The sequence below is a fragment of the Spirosoma montaniterrae genome (genome assembly GCF_001988955.1).
Classification (GTDB): Bacteria; Bacteroidota; Bacteroidia; order Cytophagales; family Spirosomataceae; genus Spirosoma; species Spirosoma montaniterrae.
The window spans coordinates 5,029,366-5,052,068 of record NZ_CP014263.1 but is presented as its reverse complement, the minus strand read 5'-3'; the positions used below and the strand labels follow the sequence as shown (position 1 = coordinate 5,052,068).

At 52.1% G+C, this 22,703-nt stretch carries 24 protein-coding genes; 11 read left to right on the top strand and 13 right to left on the bottom strand.

Features of this window, described 5'->3' with window-relative positions; translation table 11 throughout:
* Positions 1–14: 14 nt before the first annotated feature.
* Positions 15–452, bottom strand: coding sequence for a DsrE family protein (locus tag AWR27_RS21765; RefSeq protein WP_083732932.1), 438 nt, complete (start codon positions 450–452; stop codon positions 15–17).
* Positions 453–496: 44 nt separating this feature from the next.
* On the opposite strand from AWR27_RS21765, the gene AWR27_RS25610 reads away from it, so the two are divergent.
* Both AWR27_RS25610 and AWR27_RS25605 read left to right on the top strand, forming a co-directional pair.
* Positions 497–1,081: a hypothetical protein gene (locus AWR27_RS25610; protein WP_198045061.1), complete on the top strand. Its 585-nt coding sequence runs from the start codon at positions 497–499 to the stop codon at positions 1,079–1,081.
* The gene (locus AWR27_RS25605) at positions 1,054–1,710 is read left to right on the top strand and encodes an RNA-guided endonuclease InsQ/TnpB family protein (RefSeq protein WP_232325897.1); all 657 of its coding nucleotides are present in this window, start codon (positions 1,054–1,056) and stop codon (positions 1,708–1,710) included. Before AWR27_RS25610 ends, AWR27_RS25605 begins: the two co-directional genes overlap by 28 nt.
* A gap of 185 nt (positions 1,711–1,895) precedes the next feature.
* Here the strand turns inward: AWR27_RS25605 and AWR27_RS26000 are convergent, their stop codons facing one another.
* Complete coding sequence (locus AWR27_RS26000; RefSeq protein ID WP_261340788.1) at positions 1,896–2,708, bottom strand: collagen-like triple helix repeat-containing protein; 813 nt, start codon at positions 2,706–2,708, stop codon at positions 1,896–1,898.
* Positions 2,709–2,905: 197 nt separating this feature from the next.
* Between AWR27_RS26000 and AWR27_RS21750 the strand changes: the two genes are divergently transcribed.
* The 3 genes from AWR27_RS21750 (at position 2,906) to AWR27_RS21740 (ending at position 6,317) form a co-directional block, all read left to right on the top strand.
* A complete protein-coding gene (locus tag AWR27_RS21750; RefSeq protein WP_077133128.1) occupies positions 2,906–4,792 on the top strand; it encodes a sensor histidine kinase in 1,887 nt (628 codons plus the stop codon).
* Complete coding sequence (locus AWR27_RS21745; RefSeq protein WP_077133127.1) at positions 4,755–5,387, top strand: response regulator transcription factor; 633 nt, start codon at positions 4,755–4,757, stop codon at positions 5,385–5,387. The genes AWR27_RS21750 and AWR27_RS21745 overlap by 38 nt, the downstream gene beginning before the upstream one ends.
* Positions 5,388–5,489: 102 nt before the next feature.
* The gene (locus tag AWR27_RS21740) at positions 5,490–6,317 is read left to right on the top strand and encodes a DUF481 domain-containing protein (protein ID WP_077133126.1); all 828 of its coding nucleotides are present in this window, start codon (positions 5,490–5,492) and stop codon (positions 6,315–6,317) included.
* Between the two features lie 197 nt (positions 6,318–6,514).
* On the opposite strand, the gene AWR27_RS21735 is transcribed toward AWR27_RS21740, so the two are convergent.
* The 6 genes from AWR27_RS21735 to AWR27_RS21710 all read right to left on the bottom strand — a co-directional run bounded on the left by AWR27_RS21735 (position 6,515) and on the right by AWR27_RS21710 (position 9,773).
* Positions 6,515–7,315 (bottom strand): LysM peptidoglycan-binding domain-containing protein, encoded by an 801-nt coding sequence (locus tag AWR27_RS21735; protein WP_077133125.1) that lies wholly within the window; start codon positions 7,313–7,315, stop codon positions 6,515–6,517.
* Positions 7,302–7,793 carry a 5-(carboxyamino)imidazole ribonucleotide mutase gene (gene purE, locus AWR27_RS21730; protein ID WP_077133124.1) on the bottom strand — a complete coding sequence of 164 codons (492 nt, stop codon included), beginning with the start codon at positions 7,791–7,793 and terminating at the stop codon, positions 7,302–7,304. Before purE ends, AWR27_RS21735 begins: the two co-directional genes overlap by 14 nt.
* 181 nt (positions 7,794–7,974) lie before the next feature.
* On the bottom strand, positions 7,975–8,646 hold the full coding sequence (locus tag AWR27_RS25595; protein ID WP_077133123.1) for a phospholipase D-like domain-containing protein: 672 nt from the start codon (positions 8,644–8,646) through the stop codon (positions 7,975–7,977).
* A 54-nt stretch (positions 8,647–8,700) separates the two neighbouring features.
* On the bottom strand, positions 8,701–9,048 hold the full coding sequence (locus AWR27_RS21720) for a hypothetical protein (RefSeq protein ID WP_077133122.1): 348 nt from the start codon (positions 9,046–9,048) through the stop codon (positions 8,701–8,703).
* A 9-nt stretch (positions 9,049–9,057) separates the two neighbouring features.
* Entirely contained in the window at positions 9,058–9,456 is a 399-nt protein-coding gene (locus tag AWR27_RS21715) for a HEPN domain-containing protein (protein WP_077133121.1), read from the bottom strand.
* A complete protein-coding gene (locus AWR27_RS21710; protein ID WP_077133120.1) occupies positions 9,453–9,773 on the bottom strand; it encodes a nucleotidyltransferase domain-containing protein in 321 nt (106 codons plus the stop codon). Before AWR27_RS21710 ends, AWR27_RS21715 begins: the two co-directional genes overlap by 4 nt.
* Before the next feature lie 97 nt (positions 9,774–9,870).
* Here AWR27_RS21710 and AWR27_RS21705 point away from each other — a divergent pair, with 97 nt between their 5' ends.
* Entirely contained in the window at positions 9,871–11,316 is a 1,446-nt protein-coding gene (locus AWR27_RS21705) for a Gfo/Idh/MocA family protein (protein ID WP_077133119.1), read from the top strand.
* Here AWR27_RS21705 and AWR27_RS21700 read toward each other — a convergent pair whose 3' ends face one another.
* The gene (locus AWR27_RS21700; protein WP_083732931.1) at positions 11,317–11,865 is read right to left on the bottom strand and encodes an RNA polymerase sigma factor; all 549 of its coding nucleotides are present in this window, start codon (positions 11,863–11,865) and stop codon (positions 11,317–11,319) included. It abuts the gene before it with no gap.
* A gap of 132 nt (positions 11,866–11,997) precedes the next feature.
* Between AWR27_RS21700 and AWR27_RS21695 the strand changes: the two genes are divergently transcribed.
* From AWR27_RS21695 to AWR27_RS21675, 5 genes are all read left to right on the top strand, one after another.
* On the top strand, positions 11,998–13,041 hold the full coding sequence (locus tag AWR27_RS21695; RefSeq protein WP_077133118.1) for a class I SAM-dependent methyltransferase: 1,044 nt from the start codon (positions 11,998–12,000) through the stop codon (positions 13,039–13,041).
* Between the two features lie 41 nt (positions 13,042–13,082).
* The gene (locus tag AWR27_RS21690) at positions 13,083–13,388 is read left to right on the top strand and encodes a (2Fe-2S) ferredoxin domain-containing protein (protein ID WP_077133117.1); all 306 of its coding nucleotides are present in this window, start codon (positions 13,083–13,085) and stop codon (positions 13,386–13,388) included.
* 102 nt (positions 13,389–13,490) lie between these two features.
* The gene (locus tag AWR27_RS21685) at positions 13,491–14,183 is read left to right on the top strand and encodes a YjjG family noncanonical pyrimidine nucleotidase (protein ID WP_077133116.1); all 693 of its coding nucleotides are present in this window, start codon (positions 13,491–13,493) and stop codon (positions 14,181–14,183) included.
* Positions 14,180–16,201, top strand: a complete 2,022-nt coding sequence (locus AWR27_RS21680; protein WP_077133115.1) for an FAD-dependent oxidoreductase — start codon at positions 14,180–14,182, stop codon at positions 16,199–16,201. The genes AWR27_RS21685 and AWR27_RS21680 overlap by 4 nt, the downstream gene beginning before the upstream one ends.
* Positions 16,202–16,238: 37 nt before the next feature.
* Entirely contained in the window at positions 16,239–17,018 is a 780-nt protein-coding gene (locus tag AWR27_RS21675; RefSeq protein ID WP_077133114.1) for a 3-hydroxyacyl-CoA dehydrogenase, read from the top strand.
* Positions 17,019–17,091: 73 nt separating this feature from the next.
* Here the strand turns inward: AWR27_RS21675 and AWR27_RS21670 are convergent, their stop codons facing one another.
* The 4 genes from AWR27_RS21670 to AWR27_RS21655 form a co-directional block, all read right to left on the bottom strand.
* Positions 17,092–19,890, bottom strand: a complete 2,799-nt coding sequence (locus tag AWR27_RS21670) for a TonB-dependent receptor (RefSeq protein ID WP_077133113.1) — start codon at positions 19,888–19,890, stop codon at positions 17,092–17,094.
* Between the two features lie 111 nt (positions 19,891–20,001).
* Positions 20,002–20,808 carry an MBL fold metallo-hydrolase gene (locus AWR27_RS21665; RefSeq protein ID WP_077133112.1) on the bottom strand — a complete coding sequence of 269 codons (807 nt, stop codon included), beginning with the start codon at positions 20,806–20,808 and terminating at the stop codon, positions 20,002–20,004.
* Between the two features lie 39 nt (positions 20,809–20,847).
* On the bottom strand, positions 20,848–21,732 hold the full coding sequence (locus tag AWR27_RS21660) for an FKBP-type peptidyl-prolyl cis-trans isomerase (protein ID WP_077133111.1): 885 nt from the start codon (positions 21,730–21,732) through the stop codon (positions 20,848–20,850).
* A 28-nt stretch (positions 21,733–21,760) separates the two neighbouring features.
* Positions 21,761–22,690 carry an FKBP-type peptidyl-prolyl cis-trans isomerase gene (locus tag AWR27_RS21655; RefSeq protein ID WP_077133110.1) on the bottom strand — a complete coding sequence of 310 codons (930 nt, stop codon included), beginning with the start codon at positions 22,688–22,690 and terminating at the stop codon, positions 21,761–21,763.
* Between the last annotated feature and the right edge of the window lie 13 nt (positions 22,691–22,703).

The following is a 22,703-nucleotide window of genomic DNA, read 5'->3' as shown; positions in this document are numbered from 1 at the left end:
TTTATGAAAGAAAGTTAATACGTGAACAACCTGTCGCTGTCGGCAGCGAGTTGAACTAATTTGGTGGGCATGGCAAATTCTGCGGGCTTTCCGGCAATGTCGGCGTCGGTAATGCCCCGCGCTTTGGCCGACATGCCCGACACGAAGAACCGTACCCCCCCTTTCGCCAATGCGTCGTAGTGTTCGCGGAGTTTGCCCGTACCCAACCCTTCCACTTTGTCGAGTTCAGCATCGCGGAGCAACACAGCAGCATCGCCCGCGAGAAAGAGCGTAACCGTATGGCCCTCGGACAGGGCCGTTTTAGCAACCAGAAAGCCAAGTGCCGCACGGGTTGGGTCGGCGGGGCCGCAGGTGATGTGGACAAGAAATTTCATCTTAGTCGGTTTGGTTTGAGCGAAAGCGGTGCCGAGGCTAACCAGGTAAAACGTCAGCAGTAGCGTTTTGGCATTCATGAAGGAAAAGGCATGGATACTCCCGGCTTTAGCCGGGGGAGGAAATGCCTTACTTTTTCCTCTGCTTTGGTTCAACTATTGAGAACTTTCACTACCTTAGTGCTGTCAATCCAGACCGGGTGAAACTCACGGCCAAAATCAAACTCCTACCCACTATCGAACAGGCACAAGCCCTGCTCGATACGCTCACCCGCGCCAATCAAGCCTGTAATTTTATCAGTCAGGGCGCCTGGGAGAACAAGCAGTTTAAGCAGTTTGGCTTGCACAAATTGCTCTACTATTCGACCAAAGAACGCTTTGGGCTCAGTAGCCAAATGGTCGTTCGCTGTATTGCCAAAGTGGTTGATGCTTATAAGTTGGACAAAAGAGTTCAGCGCGAGTTTCGACCAACTGGAGCCATTGCTTACGACAGTCGAATTGTTTCCTACAAGCCCCATAAGAAGACCGTTTCCATCTGGACGCTTGCCGGTCGGCTTACGATTCCTTACGTCGGTGGTCAGCATCACGAACGGCTGTTGGCCTACCAACAAGGCGAGTCGGATTTGGTCTACCGCAACCGGGGGCCGGACCCGGCAAGTATTACTTGCTGGCAACCTGTGATTTGCCCGATGAGGAAACGTCCGAAGTAGACCAACTGCTTGGCGTTGACCTCGGCATTGTTGACATTGCGACCGACAGCGACGGAGAAGGGTTTGCGGGTGCTGACATTCGCCAATACCGCAAGAAACGGGCGGCTATTCGCGGCAGTGTTCAGGCCAAAAAGAAAGCCGGTGCATCCCGTAGTACGATTAAAAATACCCGCCGTTTGCTCAAACGCATCTCGAAGAAGGAGCACACGACGGGAACCCTTATTAACCATACCATCAGTAAGCGGCTGGTTGCCAAAGCAAAAGCAAGTGGTCGCGGTCTGGCTTTGGAAAATCTTGAAGGCATTCGCGATAGAGCGAATAAACGGCTTGGCAAGACCCAAAAGCGGGAACACAATTTGTGGTCGTTCTACCAGCTTCGTAGCTTTATCAGCTACAAGGCTCAGTTGGCGGGTGTGCCAGTGGTGTTTATCCCACCGGCTTACACCAGTAAGACGTGCCACGTATGCTACCACATTGGACACCGCAAGGGCAAGTCCTTTACATGTACAAACTGCGGCACCTGTTGCGACGCTGACCTCAACGGGGCGCGAAACATTGCTGCGGTCGGGGGCGTTGTAAACCGTCCTGAAAACTCCGTGCTGTATTGTTCTATCGAACATCGGTATTGAGGGTTGAATGCTCCCGCGCTTTAGCCCGGAGTTGTTTACAGAAGTCTGGTGAATAGAGGCTTAGTGATCGTAAATATCAATCAACTTAATTACTTCCGCCATACCCGGATGGGGGGATATTATCGTTCGGTATCTGCACCAACGCCCATCCCGGACTACGCGTCTGGGACGGGCGTTGCTACGCATCAGTCAGGGATGTTAAATGCCTGTTTTACAGCCGCGTAATCTTTGAAGTCAACCGCAGCCCGCCGACCGCCAGTCAGCGTACTCCCATTCACGATAACGATGCGATATTGTGGCAGTTCTTTTACCATGTCGCGGAAGTATTGGGCGTTTTTGCCGACCATCTCGGAGTTTGGCACCCACTTAGCCTGCGCCTGATCCCAGGTTTGCGTGAACAGATTTACATTGAATCGCAGGTAATTTTCGCCTAAGTAATCGTGACTGACATTGTAATAAATGTAATCGTTAAATTCGCTCGTAGTGTGGCCCGGTATTTTCGTCATGCCTGTAGCGTTACCCTGCTGAATACGCTCGCGGAGTTGATTTGTGCCAACCGACTGGTCGTAGAGCAACTGCCCAAATTTAAAGTAGATATAAACCAGTGACTTATCCATTACTTCCTTCGTTAGCAGCGTAGAGGCTGTTTTACCTTCGTTACCCATGTACACCATCATGTTATCAGACGTGCGTGAGTAGTTGCCGCTATTGTCGACAACCCTCCAGGCAGTGTACGCTACGTTAGCGTTGCCTATTGGCCCCTGCGGGCCTTGCGGTCCCTGGGGGCCGGTGGCTCCCGTTGCCCCACTGACGCCCTGCGGCCCGGTTGCGCCGGTTGCTCCGCTAACCCCCTGCGGGCCGGTTACCCCTATAGTACCCTGTGTTCCCTGTGGGCCAATGGGGCCTTGTGGACCTTCGGGCCCTTTACAGGCATACGTCAGTATAAATACCGTTAAAACAAATGCGCTCAACCGCGTGAGCAGTAGCCACTTTTTCATAGCCATAAAATGGTTTGGTGTGAATAGATAAACTTCTCGCTATCAGGCCATCGCTGACCGTTGGCGTTGCAACAAAGGTCAGTTTCTGTGCTGGTTTCAGACAATGGGAGATTACCCGGATTGCAGTGGCTTTTTCACGGTTTCTATCTTATTTGTATGTAGGTTCTGATTTTCTTTGTGTTGTAACAAAAACTCGTATGCACCGGCTGGCTCTTATCGGCATCTTCGTTTTGGTAGTTTCGGCTATCAAGGGCCAGCCCATTTTGCGGCTCGATTCAGCCTTTAGATTAGCCGAACAACTTCCGCTTTTTCAGGAACGGCACCCCATTCGACCTCAATTAAGTACCCACCAACCTATTCAAATAGCCGACTGGCAGGCAGTATCGGGTGTGCATTACGGCAACACGACCACCAGAGGTCGGGCTTTCTTCCGGTGCCAGTCTACTACCAACCGCACCGTCTGGCTTGAGCTGACCAGCCATTTTCTCGACACGGTTTGGGTTACGCTCGTTCGGCCTGATACGTCACTCCGTTTTCGGCCCGTGGCTTATACCGACTTAGCCGCTGCACCCAGCCCGGACTGGCCGAATCTGCCTGTACGACATCGCTATTTTGTGCTGGCCCTGCCACTGCTGGAAAATCAGCCTACTACTGTGTTTATCGAAGGCTGCGTACCACCGGGCGACTACCTCAAATTTGGGGTTCGGGTCTGGGAGCCAAGCCAGTTTCTGTCTTATCAGCAACAGGACACGTGGACGTGGGCATTTTTCGTAGGCATATTTCTGATGGCCGTATTCATCGGTCTGCTAAATTTCCTGATCGACGCCCAGCGCATTTTTCTCTACTATGCCGTCTATATCAGTTGTTTGACTATATATTCTCTGCTGAATGACGGCTGGGGCGTTATGTTGCCGCCTTCTCTCCACTGGCTCGATGACCCCTATGCATTGGGTCATTTCCTGAATAGTGGCCTATGTTGTTTTATACTATTTAGTCGGCGGTTTTTGTCGTTACCCCGGCTTACGGCCCGGCAATGGGACAATCCGGTTTGGTTATTGGTAGGACTGGCGGTGCTGATCGAGGCCGTGCGCCACAGGCAGGCTGTTGGCAACGGCTGGGGGTTAGGCTACCGAGTTGGTATTGTGGGCGTAATGGGGTACGCAGTGTTGTTTGCCCGATATATTGCGCAGACACTCCGGCAAAACGCGCACCGCCCAACGGCTCTGTTTCTATTATCGGCTGTGGGGTCGATGCTGCTTTTTTATGCGGTAAATTTTTTGCTGAACGCCAGCGGACAACCCAGCCCTCTGCCGGATATGCTGCTGTTTCGGCTGGCTTTTACGGTCGAATTGTTCGTGATTACGCTCGGCTGGCTCTATCGGCAGCGATTTATCCGGCACTCGCAGCTATTGCTCGAACGAAGCAACCGCCAACAGGCCGAATCGTTACAGGTAGCGCAGGAACAATTAATCCATGCTCAGGAAACCGAACGCCGACGCTTAGCCGCCGACCTTCACGACGACATCGGCACCAGTCTGCTCGCTCTACGCGGCAAAATGCCCAATCAACCCGATGCTGAGCAGCTTTTAAACAAAATCATCCGCGACGTGCGTACCGTTTCGCACAACCTGCTACCCGTTGAACTCCACGACCTCGGACTGCCCGACGCCGTGGCCGAAGTTGCCCACCGGCTCGAAACGGCTTCGGGCATCCGGTTTCTGTTTGTGTGTTCGGGGCAGCGGGTGGTGCTGCCCTCCTCAGCCGAGTTGATTCTATACCGGGCCGTGCAGGAGTTGTTGCACAACATTGTCAAACACAGCCGGGCCACCGACGCCACAGTGCAGTTGGTTTATCACGATACGTATCTCAACATCACTATCGAAGATAACGGGCGGGGTTTTACTGACCGAACAGTAAATAATCAGCGGGGCATCGGATTGCAGAATGTAGATTCCAGAGTGAAAAGCCTGACCGGCGAGGTAGCTATCGACACCGGACCGGCAGGCACGACCGTCCGAATCGACGTTCCTTACCTACTCGACCCCAATGACCGACACGCCCAAAATCCGCATACTGCTGGTTGACGACCACGTGCTGTTTAACGACGGGCTGGTTCTGCAATTATCGTATGAAGGGTCGCCGGTTGAGGTGGTAGGGCAGGTTTTTCGGGCCGACGACGTGCTGCATACCGTTCAGCGGCTGTCGCCCCAGGTGGTGCTGATGGACATTAATCTGCCTCAACAAACCGGCATCGAGTGCGCTCAAATGCTGCTGCACCATTTTCCGGCTCTGCACATCGTTATGCTGACGATGTATAATTACCGTAAATTTATTGACGAATGCCGTGCGTTGGGCGTTTCTGGATACATGCTTAAGCACGAACGCATTGAAACAATTGTTGAGACCATTCAACGGGTTTGGGCGGGTGAACGCGTTTTCCCTGATGAACCCAGCGGGCACCAACACGAAACCAACTGGTTTGTACGGGAGTTCGGCCTGACGCCTACTGAAATAAAAATTATTGGCCTGATTCGGCAGGGACTATCGAGCCAGCAAATTGCCGGGCAGTTATTTGTCAGTTTTGAAACCGTTCGGTCGCACCGCAAAAATATTTACCGCAAACTCAACATCGACCACGTTGCCAAACTGCTCGATTTTGCCAACGAACACGGGATTTAGACAAGCGGTCAGCGACAAGATGAAACCAGTTAATAGACTTCAAAGTTTATTTTTGTAGCCGGTACTCAATCGGCTGCTAACAGACAACGACCTGCTTTATTCGTGCGTGTTCTCTTCTTTTTAGTATTTCTTGCAACTTCGGCATGGGCACAGATTGTTGAACAGCCCGATCCACTGCGCCCATCAACGCCCGATTCGACGCAAAACGACGCCCAGCAATCCGTGAACGACACCAGCGCGGCCACTCCGACCGACACAACTCCCGCCCTCCCCAACCGCATTTTTCGCTACAAAATTACCGCCGACGGCACCTTTAACCGGGGTAACGTCACCCGCGATTTACTGCAATTAGCCAGCGCATTGGATTATCAGTTGAGTAACTACTTCAAACTGTCGAGCAATCCATCGTTTGTGTACGGGCGTCAAAGTGGCGTATTGGCTGAACGCGAGTGGTTTGGCGACTTTCGGACAACGCTGCGCCACGAGAAGCGGCTGTATTATCTGGCATTTGGCTCATTTGAGCGAAGTAATCTGAGGCAAATAAACCGACGCTGGACCTATGCTGCCGGATTGGGCTATAAACTCCTGAACCAGAAGCGGGCATACATATCTGTAACGAATGTGTTACTGCACGAATACACGGATTTTGTTGAAAACACTGACATTGACGTCATCCGCAGTTCGGCCCGGCTCTTCGGCGAATATACGTTCAGTGGCGACCGCATCACCGTAACGCATACGGCCTTTTATCAGCCCGCGCTCAACGCCCGAAATCTGCGTTGGAATGCCAGTCTGAGCCTTCAGGTAAAACTAACCACAAATACCAGCCTGCGTACCACCCTTGCCAATGCCTATGAAAGCGTTGTAGCATCGGGCCGACAGAACAACGACCTTCGATTTACGATAGGGCTGGCCTACGAACGAAAGTAGAGACGCGACCCTTCGCGTCTCAGGCACCGGACGGTTTGGTTATGTCTCAGGCACCGGATGGTTTAGTTACGTCTCAGGCACGGGACGGTTTAGTTACGTCTCCTGATACCGGATGGCTTGGTTACGTCTCAGGCACGGGATAAATTTTTGTTCAGATGGGTATTGCTGACGCGAACGAGACGCGAAGGGTCGCGTCTCTACTGTTTTTCGGGGAACGGAATAATCAGCTTTTCGCCACGAGTAGCGATGTCTTTGCTTTTTTTATTGGCCCGCATCAGGGCTTCTTTGCTAACGCCGTACTTCTCGGCTACTACCCGTAGCACGTCGCCCGGCCCTACGGTGTGTACGGCCCTCACCCGAACGTTAAGTTTGGTAACGCCCGCTTTGATGTCCTGCTCCGTTACGCCGGGGTTCAGTTGTTTCAGGGTAGCAATTTTCATATTGTACCGATTGGCGACGCCATAGAACGTTTCGCCCGTGCCAACTGTGTGCGTAGTAGCCTGCCCCCCTGCCTTCACTTTTGGTTTTTCAACCACAGCCACCTCTTTGGCTGGCTCAGGTTTGGGCTTTTCTGCTTTAGGGGCTTCTTCTTTCTTGACCGGTTTTTCGGCCACGGCTACCGGCTTTTCATCGGGCGCGGGTTTCCCGTCGGTGGTTTCGCGGTTGCTCGTTGCCACGTCTTCGGCTTCGGTATTGGCTACGACGACGTCGGCGGGCGGGGTGGCCTGCGACAGATCGACCGGCATGGGCTGCGACGACGTATCGACCTCTTCGGGAGCCATCAGCATATCGGGTTCGTTCTGCGCAACGGGCTGTTGCCCCATTGTATCAAGTGCCACGCTCGTCAGTTCGTCCGAACCATCGGTGTTGTCGATAAACGAGTCGTAGCCCACGTAGAGTAGCGCGGCAATGATGCCAATCAGCACCACCAGCGTAATAGCAGGCAGGTTTGAATTGCTGGCAGGCCGGGGATTTGTAGTGCGGTTATCTGTTTCCACTGTTCACTAATTGATTGTTCATGTCAGCCACTTTCGCTTTCAGTTCTTCTTTGAAATTCGCCAGCTTCTCGGCAACGGTCGCGTCGAATGTACCCACAATCTGCGCGGCCAGAATACCGGCGTTGCGGGCACCATCGAGTGCCATCGTTGCTACGGGTACACCGGCAGGCATTTGCAGAATCGACAGTACCGAGTCCCAGCCATCGATAGAATTGCTTGATTTCACGGGAACACCCACCACGGGCAACGTGGTGAGCGAGGCTACCATGCCAGGTAGATGAGCCGCTCCACCCGCCCCGGCTATAATAACCGACAGGCCCCGGCTGCGGGCGGCTTTGGCATACTCAACCATTTTTTCGGGCGTTCGGTGCGCCGACACAATCTCCATTTCCCACGACACGCCCAGCGTGGTCAGCACGTCGGCAGCCTCCTGCATTACCTTACGGTCAGAGAGACTACCCATAATAATACCTACCATTCAGCAGTTTACGACAATTAGACTATCTGCGAAATAACGCAGATTATGACAGAATCGGGCAGAATAGAATGGAAATTTTATTGAAGAGTATTGAACGTCAAGGTACTCGCTGTCACCAAAGCATTCTGTAAACTCCATTTCCAAGAAAATCTAACAATCCAATATCTCTAAGACTTTGTAGCTATTGACGTATTTTGGCCTGTATATGGTTGTTGTTCGGATGTTTACGCTCTAATTGCGATGTATAAGCCAATATCTCGCTAAGGTTCACTTCCTCTTTTCCAATAGTACACAATACATCAAAAACATCTTTTTTCCAGCCGGAAAGCCCATTAGCAATGATGAAATTTGCTTCTTTGATACGTTGGATACGCGGAGCGACTAAAATTAACTGTTCGACTTCACGTAGATGTTCGTAGGTTATTGGCGTTGTATGTTCGTTTAATTTTAGTTGTTCATAATCGTCAGAAATTTTATCAACTGTTTCTTTATCCTCGATAAGTACGCCATACTCATAGTTTCTGACCAACCCACCCTGAGTCCAGTTTCCAGAACTGATTACTGCTTTTCGATTATCGAAAATATACAATTTAGCATGTAATGATTGGTTCTTGAATGCTTGATTATCCGTTTGCAGTAGTTGTTTGATAGCCTCGAGGTCAGATGCTTTTTGATAAAAATCCATAAACTTGAGCGACGTTATCAACTCTATTTTCGCTGACGAGCACTTGCCTGCAATGGATTGGCTAACAAAGCTATGCTTCACGTAGGGGGATGCTACTTGTAGCCGATTCCTGCACTCGCCTAATAAGGCAAAAAATGTGTCTTGCCACGGGCTTCTGATGAGTTTCACAATTCAATCGATTTAACAGTTTTACTTATATGTAATTCTACGTAAATGTCAGGTCTATTTGAAACTATCGACCATCTCTAAGTTTTTTAATTCTTTTGTAACGAGGTCGAATCCTGCTATCGCTTCAACAAGGTCTGATAACGTGTACATTTCTATACCATAAAGTCCGCTTACTTCATTTTCTTTCACATCTCGCGCAAGCTGATATTCTTTAGAAGAAACATAAACGTACAAGTTATCACCGTCAAATTCCCAATCAGTATAAGGCAAGTCTGAATTACGCATCCAGTCGTCAATCATTCCAATTTGTTTACCATATAGTTTTTCGGCACGCTGCTGACGGGAACGTATTAGTTTCTCCTTTATTTGTTCACGCTGCTTTTTCCAACCTGTTTTCTTCATAGTACCTATTCAGCTTTCTCTTATCAACTGCTCGAAATAGGATAGGCACAATTTATAAAACTGCCGGGCATAATCTAAAGACTGCGCGGCCTGCTCTTCGGTTATATCCGCTTCGAGATCGTAATCTCCTGTTTGACGAAGTTGAAAAGCATACTGCGCCCATTGGGCCGTTTCAGCCGGAAATCTTCCCGTTCTGATAAACAGTTCGTGGAATTTACCATGTGCACCAGAATGCCGCTTTGTGTAAACATCCTCAGTGTGCAGAAGGGCTGTTAAACAATAAAATATAGCGTAATAAGCTCGGTTGACAGCCGCAGTTGTGAAGCCGCCTTCAACATTATAAATAGCTTCGTCTATTGTTTCTTTTGACCGCTCAAGAGCTTGTTGCGCTTCATACAAACGACTCATAACCGAATTCCCTCCCGTCTGATCTCCTGATAAACGCCCTGCATCGACGTATTGAGTTTTTGCTCAGAAACCGGCAACACCGACACAATGCATCGGTACTTCAAACTAAGGGCCGTACTGACAGGTACAAGCCGAATCACTTCGTCGGTTGAGCGCGTTTCCGGGTTCTTCAACACAACCGCAAAGTCAACATCCGACTCCTCGTTTTGGTCGCCCCGCGCATATGACCCGAACAACACTAACCCGGCGAGTTGGTCGCCGTATAGCTGGCGCAACTCACGCTTGAACTCGGCGGCTATCGAGTTAATCAATTGCATAGCTGCAAAGGTAGAAGAATTCTCTGTTGCGGCATAGGGGTATTAAGCTGGGTAAATCCTACCCCGCCTGCCCCTTTTACATAAAACCGCAATCGTCATGAACGCCAACCGACGTACTTTCATAAAAACCCTTTCGGCGGCTTCGGCCCTGACCGCTGCCGGGGGGCTGCAAACCGCGCTGGGCAACGCGCCCGCCTATATTCCGAACCTGAAGCGCGTTAGCCCAAATGATAAAATTCGCATCGCCACCATCGGCATGGGTATCCAGGGCAACTACGACACTAAAGCGGCCCTGCGTAATCCTGACGTAGAATTAGTGGCCGTAGCCGATCTTTACGACGGACGATTGCAAACCGCCAAAACCGCTTTTCAGAATCCCGACCTGTTTACTACCCGCGACTTTCGTGAGGTGCTGGCCCGGCCCGACGTCGATGCGGTACTGGTGGTAACACCCGATCATTGGCACGACCACATTACCATTGCAGCACTGAAAGCGGGTAAGCACGTTTATTGTGAAAAGCCAATGGTGCAGCACATCAACGAAGGTAAACCTGTAATCGACGCGTGGCGGAAATCGGGTAAAACCATGCAGGTAGGCAGTCAGCGTATCAGCAGCGCGGCTTTTCAGGAAGCAAAACGGTTGGTGCAGGCAGGCGATATTGGGCAGATTAATTATATCGAATCGAACAACGACCGCTTCAATGCCATCGGCGCGTGGAACTACTCGGTGCCGCCCGATGCCTCACTGACAACACTCGACTGGGACCGGTTTCTGGGCGATGCCCCCAAACGCCCATTCGACGCAAAACGGTTTTTCCGGTGGCGCAATTATAAAGACTACGGCACGGGCGTAGCAGGTGATTTATTCGTTCACCTCATTACAGGCGTACATTTCGTAACGAATTCGCTCGGCCCGACGCGCATTTTCTCGTCGGGGAATCTGGCCTACTGGAAAGATGGCCGCGACGTGCCCGACGTAATGACGAGCGTGATGGATTACCCCAAAACCGATGAACACGAAGCCTTTCAGATGGTGCTGCGGGTCAACTTCGCCAACGCGGGCAAAATCAGCAACGTTACGCGCATCATTGGTAATGAAGGGCAGATCGAATTTTCGGAAGACAACCTGATTCTGACCAAGAAAAAACTACCATTAGCCCCCGGCTATGGCAACTACGACAGCTATTTTACCTTTACGCCAGAAGTTCAGGAGGAGTTCAGAAAACAATACGATGCACAATATCCGCCCGAAGCACGCGTGGCCGAACCGGCCAAAGAAGTTCGGTTCGACGCGCCAAAAGATGACGACGCTCACGCTAAGCATTTCGGCGATTTCTTCAAGAACGTTCGCGATGGTAGCCAGGGAACGATTGAAGACCCCGTGTTTGGGTTTCGGGCAGCCGCGCCGGTGCTGGCCTGCAATGAAAGCTACTTTAAACAGAAAGTGATACGCTGGGACCCCGTTACGATGACTCAGCACGACACCGTTGCTGGCAGCAAAGCTCCGGCCCGGCCCGTAGCCATGAAAGGCAAACGAGCCTGATCAAACCTGCTGCGCCCGAAATTGCAGCATTGCCAGACGTAGCTGTTGCCGTGCCGAGTCGGCTGGCAACCCCAGCAGCCGGGCTGCTTCTTCGGGTGTGCAGTTTTTGTGCAATACCGCCTGCAAAAATTCGCTCAGGTGCGGTTCGGTTGTGGCTACTGGTGGAGCAGCGACCGCTTGGCTCACACGTATTCTGCCGGTTGCTGATAACTGGAGAGGCTGAAATGCAGGTTTTTGGACATCGGCAACGGCATCAAGCGCAGTACGGCGGGCAATATCCATCAACCAGACGAACAAGGGCTGACTATTGGGTTTATATGTGGGAATACGCTGGTGAATTTGCCGAAAAGCCGTCTCTAATACGGTAGCCGATTTGGCTGAATCGCCAACAATTCGGCAAATTACCGACAGTAAAGCTGGTGCATACACATCATACAGTTGGGCGAAAGCATCTTTGTTACCCGCTGTGAGGTGCGCAACGAGGTTTTTTTCGGGCAACAGAAGGTGTGGTGTACCAGCGGCTCTACCGCTTAGTATATTTCTTTTCACGTTGAGCGTTTTCTACAGGCTATCGGCCAATGAGTCAATACATTAACTCTACCTGTTGGATATAATAGAACTAAAATCCTTCGCCTTTGTTCGGGTTAACTTTTGCCTGAGATTAGCCGTTAAGCATGTTACATGCAACTAACCATTACGCCCGAAAATCCACTTGAATGGCTGGCCCTGCGCGCCAACCTCGCTCCTATTCCGTTGCTTCATGCTCAGATTATGCCGGTGCTGGCTAAGGCCGTACTCGAAGCTGCCGACAGGGGCGTTTTCGACGCGGTTAAAACCGGGCCAAAAACGCTCGATGAACTGGTAACAGTGCTACACCTAAACCAGAAAGCCCTCGGCGAATTAATGGGCCTGCTCACCGCAATGGGTTATTTTACGTTTCGTAACAACCGCTTCGCCCTTACGCGCATGGCCCGGCGATTTGCCGTATCGAGCGATCCGCTGTCGGTGCACGGTATGATGGTATTCAACAATCGGGTAATGTGGGACTGGCTTGCTCATCTTGGCACCTACCTTGAAACCGGACGCGGCATTCACTATCACGATACCCTTTCGCCCGAACAGTGGCGGTACTATCAGGAAGCAATGGTAGCCGCCAGCAGCACCGAAGCCCGCGAATTTGGTCGGCGCGTGCCGGTACCCAAATCAGCCCGAACCATGCTGGACATTGGCGGTTCGCATGGGCAGCATTCGGTGGCTTTGTGCCAGAAACTTCCGGGTCTTACATCCGTTATTCTCGATCTGCCTCCAGCCATCGAGCAGGCCGCTCCATTACTGGCCCGGCAGGGGATGGGCGAACGCGTTCGGCATCAGCCGGGCAACGCCCTGACCGATGATTTTGGCGAAGCTCAATACGATATTGTACTGCTGTCGAGTCTGGCGCATCATTTTACGCCGGAGCAAAATCAGTTGGTAGCCAGCAAAGTTGCCCGTGCTCTGAGGCCGGGGGGTGTGTTTATCGTGAATGAATTTATCCGGCCCGAAACCGGCAGCAAACCCGAATTGGTCGGCAGTAGCACTGATCTGTTCTACGGGCTAACCAGTACGGCAGGTAACTATTCGATTGAAGAAATTCAGGAATGGCAACGCATTGCCGGGCTAAAACCGCACAAAACTGTCTGGTATCGCACCATGCCGGGCCGGGCAATGGTGACGGCGTTGCGGTGAATGCTGTGTATCTTTGGCTATCAAACGAATACAACACCCTCATGAAGTTTAAAAAGCACGTTTTCATTTGCACGAATCAGAAAGACGCTCCCAAGAAAAGCTGCGGCACCGAACACGGTCTGGCTTTGGTAGAAGCGTTTAAGCAGGAACTGACGCAGCGCGGGCTGCAAAAAGAAATTCGGGCGCAACGGACGGGTTGCCTCGATGCCTGCGCTTTCGGCCCCACCCTTGTCGTATATCCTGAAGGCACTTATTACGGTAATGTTCAACTCAACGACGTTTCCGAAATTGTGGAAAGTCATTTAGTGAACGATCAGCCCGTTGAGCGGCTTAAACTCGATTTTTGACGTTATACAGTTGTAAGGTTATAGGGTTGTAATGTTGTGGGCGCAACTAATCGGGCGGAGCAACTTTATAACCCTATAACCTTATAACCCTACAACTCTTCTATGAAGTACCGCCACCTTTTTTTCGACCTCGACCATACGCTTTGGGATTTTGACCGTAACTCTGCCGAATCGCTGGCCGAATTGTTCGAGACATTTCGGCTGACGGAGGTAGGCATTGCGTCGGCGGAGGAGTTTAGCCGTCATTTTATCGCGATCAACAGAAAACTCTGGGCCGATTATGACAAAAATCTGATTGCCCACAGCTACATTCGCGAACACCGCTTCCCGATGGTATACCGTTCGCTGGGTATCGACGAAGCAACCGTTCAACACGATCTGAACGCTGAATACCTGCGGCTACTGCCCCGAAAGCCCCACCTGCTGGAATCGGCGCGGGAGTTGCTCGACCATCTTCAGGGCCGCTACACGCTGCACATCATTACCAACGGATTTGCTGAAATTCAGGCTGTAAAGATGGACAGTGCCGAAATAGCGCATTATTTTACGAATGTGATTACGAGCGAGAATGCCAACGCTAAAAAACCCGATCCGCTGGTGTTCGAGTATGCCCTGCAAGCTGCCGGAGCCAGCATTTCTGAAAGCCTGATGATTGGCGACAACTATGAAGCCGATATTCTGGGCGCAAAGGGCGTGGGGATGGATACGGTATTTTACAACCCTTCCGGTACTTTAGTGGCCGACCCGCCAACGTATGATATTCAACACTGGCGGGAATTAATGGCAATTTTATGAGAACACTTTTCCTATTCCTTCTTCCCTTCTCGCTCCTCGCTCAGCCAGCGCAGGTAGACGTTTGCGTGTACGGCGGCACTTCGGCGGGTGTCATGGCGGCTTATGCAGCCAAAAAAGCGGGCAAATCAGTGGTGCTGATCGAGCCGGGACGCCACCTCGGCGGGCTTAGTTCGGGCGGGCTGGGTGCCACCGACATTGGCAATAAGTTCGCAATTACGGGGCTGGCACGGGATTTTTACCGCCGTATCGGCAGGCATTACGGCAAGTTTGAGCAGTGGACGTTTGAGCCGCACGTAGCCGAACAGATTTTCAATCAATACGTTACCGAAGCCAATATAACTGTACTGTATAACCACCGGGCGGCTGGCGTCGAGAAAAAAGGCAACCGAATTGTGGGGCTGTTTCTGCAAAAAACCAGCCCAAAACCCGATAATGGCGGTCTGATTCGGGCCAAACAGTTTATCGACTGTTCGTATGAAGGCGATCTGATGGCGCAGGCAGACGTAGCGTTTACGGTTGGGCGCGAAGCCAACAGCCAATACGGCGAAACCTGGAATGGCGTTCAGCTTTTAGACAAACATCAGTTTCCCGACGGTGTTGATCCGTATGTTGTTCCCGGCAAGCCCGAAAGCGGTCTGCTCTACGGCATTAGTTCGGCCAAACTGCAACCCAATGGTACGGGCGATGCCTCAGTACAGGCATACAACTACCGCATGTGCCTGACCGACAACCCCGCCAACCGGATTCCGATTACCCGCCCGGCTGGTTACGACTCCACCAAATATACGTTGCTGCTTCGGCAGATTCAGAAGCACGAGCCGAAAGAACTGACCTGGAACCTGATGCACTTCGTGATAATGCCCAACCGCAAAACGGACATTAACAACTGCGGAGGCTTTTCGACAGACATGATCGGAGCTAACTTCGACTATCCAAACGCCAGTTACGAACGCCGAACCGAAATAATCCGCGACCACGAAGAGTACACGAAGGGGTTGTTTTATTTCATCGGTCATGACCCGCGCGTACCCAAACATCTGCGCGACGAAATGCTGAACTGGGGCTATCCAAAAGATGAATATACCGACAACGGTAATTTCTCGCACCAGTTGTATATCCGCGAAGCCCGGCGCATGGTGGGCGATTATGTGATGACGCAGGCCAACTGCGAAGGCAAAACAACCGTGACCGATGGCGTTGGTATGGCGGCTTATACAATGGATTCACACAATTGTCAGCGGCTTATCGTCGAAAAAGATGGGCAGGCTATGGTTAAGAACGAGGGCGACGTGCAGGTGGGTGGCTTTCCGCCTTACCCCGTCAGCTACCGGGCGTTGGTGCCAAAGCGTGGCAGCATTCAAAATCTGCTGGTGCCCGTTTGCTTGTCGGCCACTCACATAGCTTATGGTTCCATTCGGATGGAACCCGTGTTTATGGTGCTGGCCCAGTCGTCGGCCTTAGCTGCGTGTCAGGCTATCGATGAAAACAAAGCCGTGCAGGACATCGACGTAAAAAAACTGCAAAACCAACTGGCGCAAAATCCGCTCCTGAATGGCGCGAAGCCCGAAATTCTAATCGATAATGACGACGCACAGCGGGTAGTTCGGCAAGGCAACTGGCTGCGGGAAACCAATGGCGGCAAATATGGCACGTCGATGCTGGTTGCCGAACCGGCCAAAGAACCCATGTCGGTACGGTTTCTGCTGCCAGATAACCGACCGGGCCGTTACATAGTATACGTTTACAACCCTAACCGGGTAGGCGGGGGCGGCAATCCTGACGAGCACGGGTCGCAAACCGGAACGCGGGACCGCGATAAAGCCAATAACATAACCGTGCGGCTCAACACGGGCAAAGCCGTTCAAAAAATCACGCTTGACCAGCAACAGCATACCGGCGACTGGATTAACCTCGGCGAACACACGCTCACGACTGGAAAGCCGTATCTTGAGCTAAGCAATGAAGGCACGTCGGGCGTAGTTGTGGCCGATGCCGTGTTGTTTGTACCTCTAAGATAGCTTTTTTGCCGAATGGCGTTTGAGCCTGACAAAAGATATGAACCTACAGAATTCTACGGCCCTCGTTACGGGAGGTGCATCGGGGCTGGGCGAGGCCACCGTCAACATGCTGGCGCAACACGGTGCCAATGTTATCATCGCTGATTTGAACGAAGAACGCGGTCAGGCGTTAGCCGCAGCACTTGGAGAGTCGGTACGGTTTCAGAAAACCGACGTCACCAGCGAAACCGACGTGCAGGCGGCTGTCAATCTGGCCGTTGAGACGTTCGGTGGGTTGCACATCAACGTCAACTGTGCTGGTATTGCCGAGGCCCGCAAAACGATTGGCAAAGTTGATGGCGTGTATGGTGCGCACTCGCTGTCGGCTTTTCAAAAAACCATCGCCATCAATCTTATCGGCACATTCAACGTTATTCGGTTGTCGGCTCTGGCAATGGAGCAAAACCAGCCTAACCAGGAGGGTGAACGGGGCGTGCTGATCAACACGGCCTCGGTAGCAGCCTACGACGGGCAGATGGGTCAGGCAGCTTATTCGGCTTCGAAAGGCGGCATTGTCGGCATGACGCTTCCTATTGCCCGCGACCTGGCCCGGTCGGGTATTCGGGTGATGACCATTGCACCCGGCCTGTTTGAAACGCCCCTCCTGATGGGCCTTCCCGAAGAAGCCCGCATCTCGCTCGGTCAGCAGGTGCCGTTTCCGTCGCGGCTGGGCCGACCGGCTGAGTACGCCTTGCTGGTAAAGAGTATTCTGGAAAACCCAATGCTCAACGGCGAAGTTATCCGGCTCGACGGTGCAATTCGGATGGCCCCGAAGTAATGATATTTCTAACCGAAGAGTCACGAAAAAGCCTGCCAACTAATGTTAGCAGGCTTTTTCGTAGCTGCGTTTATCAGAAACTTGCCGATAAATTCAGGAAATAGTAACCCCCGTTGAATCCAAACTGAGTGGCGTTCCGGCTATAGACAAACCGTCCGAACGATGAATTGTCGAGCACTGCCGAACCAAAACGCGATGGTGTTGGCTGGGCCGTTTTTTGTAGTTTGTCGGGATATACGTCCAAAATATTATTAGCACCAAGTGTAGCCGTGAGGTTCTTGAATACCCGATACGAAACGCTGAAGTCTGTTACCAGTTTGGGGCTAAAGAACTCGTCGAGCAATGGATTTGCCGGGTCGTAGGTAGCTACCTCGCCGAATCGGGTCAGGCGCAGCACCGCTCCGAATTTATTTAGCCGGTAATTGGCGGTGAAGGCTATTTTGCTTTTGGGTTGTGCAAGCGTCAGGCGGGCACTATCCTGTCTGTTGAACAAAAAGTTACCAAACACGGCGTCGTTTGGTAAATTGGCGGGCCGTTTAATGTCGCCTGTAAGCCGTGTTTCGTTGAAGTTAGCCGCAAAAGTCAGGTCGAGCGTTCCTTTGTTCAGACGCGGGCTGGTAGCAACTACGATGTCGATGCCACGGGTACGGGTGTTTACCGCATTAGCGAAGAACTGGGCCGCATTTACCTCCTGTTGCCCAGCCGCGTTGAGGATGTTAGCCACAATTAGCCCGGCCCCACTGGTGCCGCGCGTAAACTGGTTGCTGTAAATAATCCGGTCGCGAATGTCAATCTGATAGGTATCAATTGTAATGCTCAGATTACTAAGTGGTTGCGACGTAACGCCAACACTGTAATTGACTGAGCGTTCAGCCGTGAGCGATGGTACGCCAAAAGCCTGGGCAATGGGGCTATCGTTGCGGAATGTACCTGTCTGACGCGGTTCGAGTCCCTGACCTGTTGACACAAAAACGGTACTGATCGCGCTAAACTGCCGTTGGTGCAGGCTCGGTGCCCGAAACCCATTGCTTATCGCACCACGCAGGGAAAATGCGTCGGTGAACTTATAACGAGCGGCTAATTTTGCGGCCAGATTACCACCAAAATCGCTGTAATTTTCGTAGCGGGCTGCCGTATTCACGAGTAGCCGCTCGCTCAGGTCTGTTTCAATATCGATGTACGCACCCACTACGTTTCGGCTGGCATTAACCGCGTTTGCTGGCTGAAACCCCGGAAATACCTGGGCACCACCGGCCCGGCCTGATGCGGGGTCGAAGTTGCGATACGAGGCTTCTTCGCCGTTCCGAATCCGGTAAAAGTCCATCCGATACTCGGCCCCAACCGCCACGTTAAACGATTTAAGCCCTACCGACGAGCCGTAATCTTTGGCAACGCTGGCGTTGGCTGTGTTCTGATAGAAGCTGAGCGTACCCGCATAGAAATTAGTCTGCGCGTTGGCTCCCTGCGCAAACTGCGACGCGTTGTTCGAGTTCGTTACGTCGAAACGGAAGCTATTGCCCCCATACACATTGCTAATATCCCAACGGTAGCCTTTCGACTCGCCACTAACACCAGCAAGCAGCGACTGATCGTTGATTTTTGATTCGATATTCGGCAAAAAACCATTGGGATACAGTGCGGTAATAACCTGCGACGTTTGAAATGGATACCGATAAAAGCCAGCCGCTTTACCATTCCGGTAGTTGATACCCCCCGTAGCGTAGAACGACGTTTTGGCGGTTATGGGCAGTCGGGCATTCAGAAAACCACCAATGTTATCGACCTGCGAGTTGCCAATCAGCATGTTGTCCGACAAATCGAAATTGTTAGCCCGGATACGGGTCTGATCCTGGTCGTACAAGCCCTGCCGACGGGCAATGTAAGCCGCATCTGTTTCACCTGTGGCACGGGCTACGTTCCAGTTTACGTATACCGGACCGTTGTAATCGCCTGCGCGTTTAGTGGCTCCGCGATGGCGGAATTCGCCGGTAAGGCTTAGAAACCCGCCTTTTTGCCCAATCTTAATGCCGTGGTTCACGCCAATCTGCGCCACTTGTCCATCGCCCTTGTATTGCTGCCCCACCTGAGCAATCACACTGGTGCCCGGACGTTCTTTCAGACGCAGGTTAATAACACCCGCAATGGCATCAGAACCGTATTGTGATGCAGCCCCGTCGCGCAATACTTCGATGCGCTCAACAGCCGCCGACGGGATAGCATTCATGTCTGTTCCGACAGAGCCGCGCCCGATGGTTCCGTTTACGTTGATAAGTGCCTGATTATGGCGTCTTTTGCCGTTTAGCAACACCAGCACCTGGTCGGGGCCGAGTCCCCGAATAGTGGCCGGGTCAATGTGGTCTGTACCATCGGCAACTGTCTGACGCGACGAATTAAACGATGGAGCCACGAAATTCAACTGCTGCGTAATGTCGACCTGCCCGGTTGCAACCAAATCACGCGACTGAATAATGTCGACGGGGGCTACTGTCTCAACACTGGTACGCACCTGTGTTGAACGTGACCCAATCACAACAACCTCTCCGAGACTTTCGGCTGCATCGCTCAATGTTACATTGGCTACAACAGGCTCGCCAGACGAAACCGTTACGGGTACACTGGCCGTTTGATACCCCACAAAGCTTACCCGAAGCGTGTAATTTCCGGGGTCTAACTTCAGCGAGTAATCTCCATTTGCATCAGCGGTCGCCCCAACCGAGGTATTCATGACAACGATGGTTGCCCCCGGAATAGCCGACCTGGTAGCCCCGTCTATAACGCGGCCCCGAACGCCCTGAGCCAGAACGGTAGTGGCTGCCAGTAACCAGCAGGCCACGTTTATTCCAACAAGGCGTAGTGTAAATAATTTTCTCATAGGTTAGTAATCGATTTTTCGAGTAAAAATAGAATGAATTGTATATAAAACGGTCAAAATCGCTTTTATATTCTAAACTTTCCTTAAACTACCACATAATCTATTTGGCGATCAACGCATTAGTATCGACTCTATTATATACATAGAACTAACATCATTCGTCGTAAATGCCCGAAGCCACCATTGCTCCTGCAAGCCTGCTGCCCGCACCAGCGCCTGCCCACGCACACCACGCCGATGAGCGTCCTGCACACGTTCGACCAGCGTTTCGAGGTAGTGAAGTTTACGTTCAACAGCCCGACGTCCGCCCGTCAGTACGGGATTGTGTCCGCAAAAAACCGTATCGAAATCATAGGTGAGCAGGTGCCGCGTGGCAGCTATCATCTGATGAATATTCTCACCACGCCGAAAGACTTTCAGATTACCTATGTAAAAATCACCGGCAAAGAGCCAGCCTTCGCGCTCTTCCAGAAATACGTAATGATCGTCTGAGTGGCCGAGCGTTGCAATTGGGCGGAGCGTATACGGGCCTGCTGTAAGCAAATTGGGCAGTGGCAATGCGCCGGGACATGGTTCGATCTGCCCGAACCAGAAACGCTCATAGGGCAGCAGCGGAAACGTGGTGGCAATGCGTTCGGCGGTGAGTGGCCCGGCCAGCACGGGGCAGTTATGTTGCCCACGCAGCGCAGCCGCATTACCCGAGTGATCTTCGTGAAAGTGCGTCAGCGCAATCTGACCAATTTGGTAGCGGGCAAACGTGCGCAATACGTCGCGCTGCATATTCCGTTGCGCTGTGTCGATTAGCAGCCCGTTGAGGTAATAGCACCAGACCGGCACGGGCCGCATTAGCCGCGTAGGCGAGTAGCCAAATCGAAAGCCCCGCACCGGGCCGTGTTGCAGCGTCTGCTGAATTTTCATGAAAAAGCCTGACCGGATTAGCCCGATCAGGCTACAAAATTACTGGGCCGATACCAATTCAATGTCAAAGCGCATTGGGGCATACGGCGGTATAGTTCCTCTGCCGCTGCTGCCGTATCCCATGGCCGAGGGAAATATGATCGTAGCTTTTTCGCCCACTCTAAGCTTGGATAACCCTTCGTCGAAGCCAGCCACCGACTGACCAATCGTCGTTGTGTAAAGCCCGGTGCCGGTGCTGTCGAAAGCGGATTTCTCACGTAGTAACTGCCCCCGATACCGCACCGACAGCCGCTGACCGTTGGAGGGAGCCGCTCCGGTGGGGATGCTGAGCGTTTTAATGAAACGAACTCCTCGAACCGTTACCTCAGTTGGCCGCAGGTTATTGGCTGTCAAATATTCATTTATCTGCTGGTCTTCCGTTCGGGTACGACGCAGCAACACGTCGATTCGCACGGGTGCGTTGGGCGGTACAACCCCGTTGCCAGCCCCGTCGCGCCCAAAGGCATAGACAGATGGCAACAATAGAATGGCCTGTTCGCCTTCGCGCATCCGGGCCAGACCTTCCGACAAACCGCTGCTCACATTGGCTAAATGCAGATACCGGGGTCTCGTAGCATAGGCCGAATCGACAAAGCGGTCGGTAACGGTGCCGTTGTTGTTCGACAGAACAGACAGCGTATAAGTGAACTCAACCTCCTGCCCCACGGCTGGCGTAACAGTTGAGGAACTGGGTTGTTTTACAGCATAATACAGGCCAGAAGCCGTGGCGGTTGTCGATAAACCCTTGCTGCTGGCATACCGCTCAATGTCTGCTTTGTTCGATTGAAAAATTTCTTCGTCCGTTATGCCAACATCTTGCTGACTACACGAGGCCAACCCACCTGTCAGCAACAGGCCAAGCAAAAAAAATCGATGATTACCCATACACTAAATACACTAAAATTGAATTTGATTATCGAATCGACGTCACCTCGACGTCGTAAAGAAGCGGAGTGCCGGGCGGCACCAGAAATGTTCCGTTAACAACAATACCGGCATTCTGAAAACCAAGCGACGATGGGAAGATAAGCAAGGCCCGCTCCCCGGCGCGAAGTTTGGCAAGACCGGCATTGAATCCGGGTACGTTGAACCGGCGCAGGCCGGTAGCGGTGCTGTCGAAACCAAACGCCGACCGTGCCCGCAACTGTCGACCTGTATAGTTGAAGATAGCGGTGCGGTTGGCACTTAACGAATCGCCGGTAGGATTGGCGCGTGTTTTTATGATGCGCAATCCCGATAATGTAGTAGAGTCGGTAACGACCAGTTTGTTAGCGGTAATATATTCCCGGATTCGCTGATCTTCGGAGCGCGACCGCCGAAGCGTTACGTCCCACCGAATGGGCGTATTCGGCGGAATAGCTCCATTCAACTGCGCCCTACTGCCAAAACCAATAATCGATGGCATCAAAAATATAGCCCGTTCGCCTTCACGCATCAGCAACATAGCCTCTTGCAGACCCGAAATAAGCAACCCATCTGTAAACGGAAAAAAATTCGGCTGCACGCGGAACGTTGTATCAACTTGTCTTTCAATAACATCCAGCGAATCGGCCCCTGTGCCACCTTTACGCGTAAGAGTGGTCAGTACGTAGTTAAATTCAAGCTCTTCGCCCAGCGCAGCCTGCTTGCCGGTTGGGTTCCGGCTCGAAATAACATACCGCAGATTCGACGCTGTGGTTGTCAGCACCAGCCCTTTACTGGCCGCGTACCGGTTCAGAATGCTGGTGTCGCGGATGAAAATACCGGAGGGGGTAGTGCTGGGGTCGACTCCGGCAATTTTATTACATGACGACAACGCACCTGCCAACCACACAACCAATAAACCTAAAACTAACTTATACATGAAATGATGTCTT

What these genes read in the sequence shown, in the direction of transcription:
- AWR27_RS21765 (WP_083732932.1), bottom strand. Translation starts at nt 452, where the DNA reads ATGAATGCCAAAACGCTACTGCTGACGTTTTACCTGGTTAGCCTCGGC.
- AWR27_RS25610 (WP_198045061.1), top strand. Translation starts at nt 497, where the DNA reads ATGCCTTACTTTTTCCTCTGCTTTGGTTCAACTATTGAGAACTTTCAC.
- AWR27_RS26000 (WP_261340788.1), bottom strand. Translation starts at nt 2,708, where the DNA reads ATGAAAAAGTGGCTACTGCTCACGCGGTTGAGCGCATTTGTTTTAACG.
- AWR27_RS21750 (WP_077133128.1), top strand. Translation starts at nt 2,906, where the DNA reads ATGCACCGGCTGGCTCTTATCGGCATCTTCGTTTTGGTAGTTTCGGCT.
- AWR27_RS21745 (WP_077133127.1), top strand. Translation starts at nt 4,755, where the DNA reads ATGACCGACACGCCCAAAATCCGCATACTGCTGGTTGACGACCACGTG.
- purE (WP_077133124.1), bottom strand. Translation starts at nt 7,793, where the DNA reads ATGGTAGGTATTATTATGGGTAGTCTCTCTGACCGTAAGGTAATGCAG.
- AWR27_RS21720 (WP_077133122.1), bottom strand. Translation starts at nt 9,048, where the DNA reads ATGAAGAAAACAGGTTGGAAAAAGCAGCGTGAACAAATAAAGGAGAAA.
- AWR27_RS21715 (WP_077133121.1), bottom strand. Translation starts at nt 9,456, where the DNA reads ATGAGTCGTTTGTATGAAGCGCAACAAGCTCTTGAGCGGTCAAAAGAA.
- AWR27_RS21710 (WP_077133120.1), bottom strand. Translation starts at nt 9,773, where the DNA reads ATGCAATTGATTAACTCGATAGCCGCCGAGTTCAAGCGTGAGTTGCGC.
- AWR27_RS21705 (WP_077133119.1), top strand. Translation starts at nt 9,871, where the DNA reads ATGAACGCCAACCGACGTACTTTCATAAAAACCCTTTCGGCGGCTTCG.
- AWR27_RS21695 (WP_077133118.1), top strand. Translation starts at nt 11,998, where the DNA reads ATGCAACTAACCATTACGCCCGAAAATCCACTTGAATGGCTGGCCCTG.
- AWR27_RS21690 (WP_077133117.1), top strand. Translation starts at nt 13,083, where the DNA reads ATGAAGTTTAAAAAGCACGTTTTCATTTGCACGAATCAGAAAGACGCT.
- AWR27_RS21685 (WP_077133116.1), top strand. Translation starts at nt 13,491, where the DNA reads ATGAAGTACCGCCACCTTTTTTTCGACCTCGACCATACGCTTTGGGAT.
- AWR27_RS21680 (WP_077133115.1), top strand. Translation starts at nt 14,180, where the DNA reads ATGAGAACACTTTTCCTATTCCTTCTTCCCTTCTCGCTCCTCGCTCAG.
- AWR27_RS21675 (WP_077133114.1), top strand. Translation starts at nt 16,239, where the DNA reads ATGAACCTACAGAATTCTACGGCCCTCGTTACGGGAGGTGCATCGGGG.
- AWR27_RS21670 (WP_077133113.1), bottom strand. Translation starts at nt 19,890, where the DNA reads ATGAGAAAATTATTTACACTACGCCTTGTTGGAATAAACGTGGCCTGC.
- AWR27_RS21665 (WP_077133112.1), bottom strand. Translation starts at nt 20,808, where the DNA reads ATGAAAATTCAGCAGACGCTGCAACACGGCCCGGTGCGGGGCTTTCGA.
- AWR27_RS21660 (WP_077133111.1), bottom strand. Translation starts at nt 21,732, where the DNA reads ATGGGTAATCATCGATTTTTTTTGCTTGGCCTGTTGCTGACAGGTGGG.
- AWR27_RS21655 (WP_077133110.1), bottom strand. Translation starts at nt 22,690, where the DNA reads ATGTATAAGTTAGTTTTAGGTTTATTGGTTGTGTGGTTGGCAGGTGCG.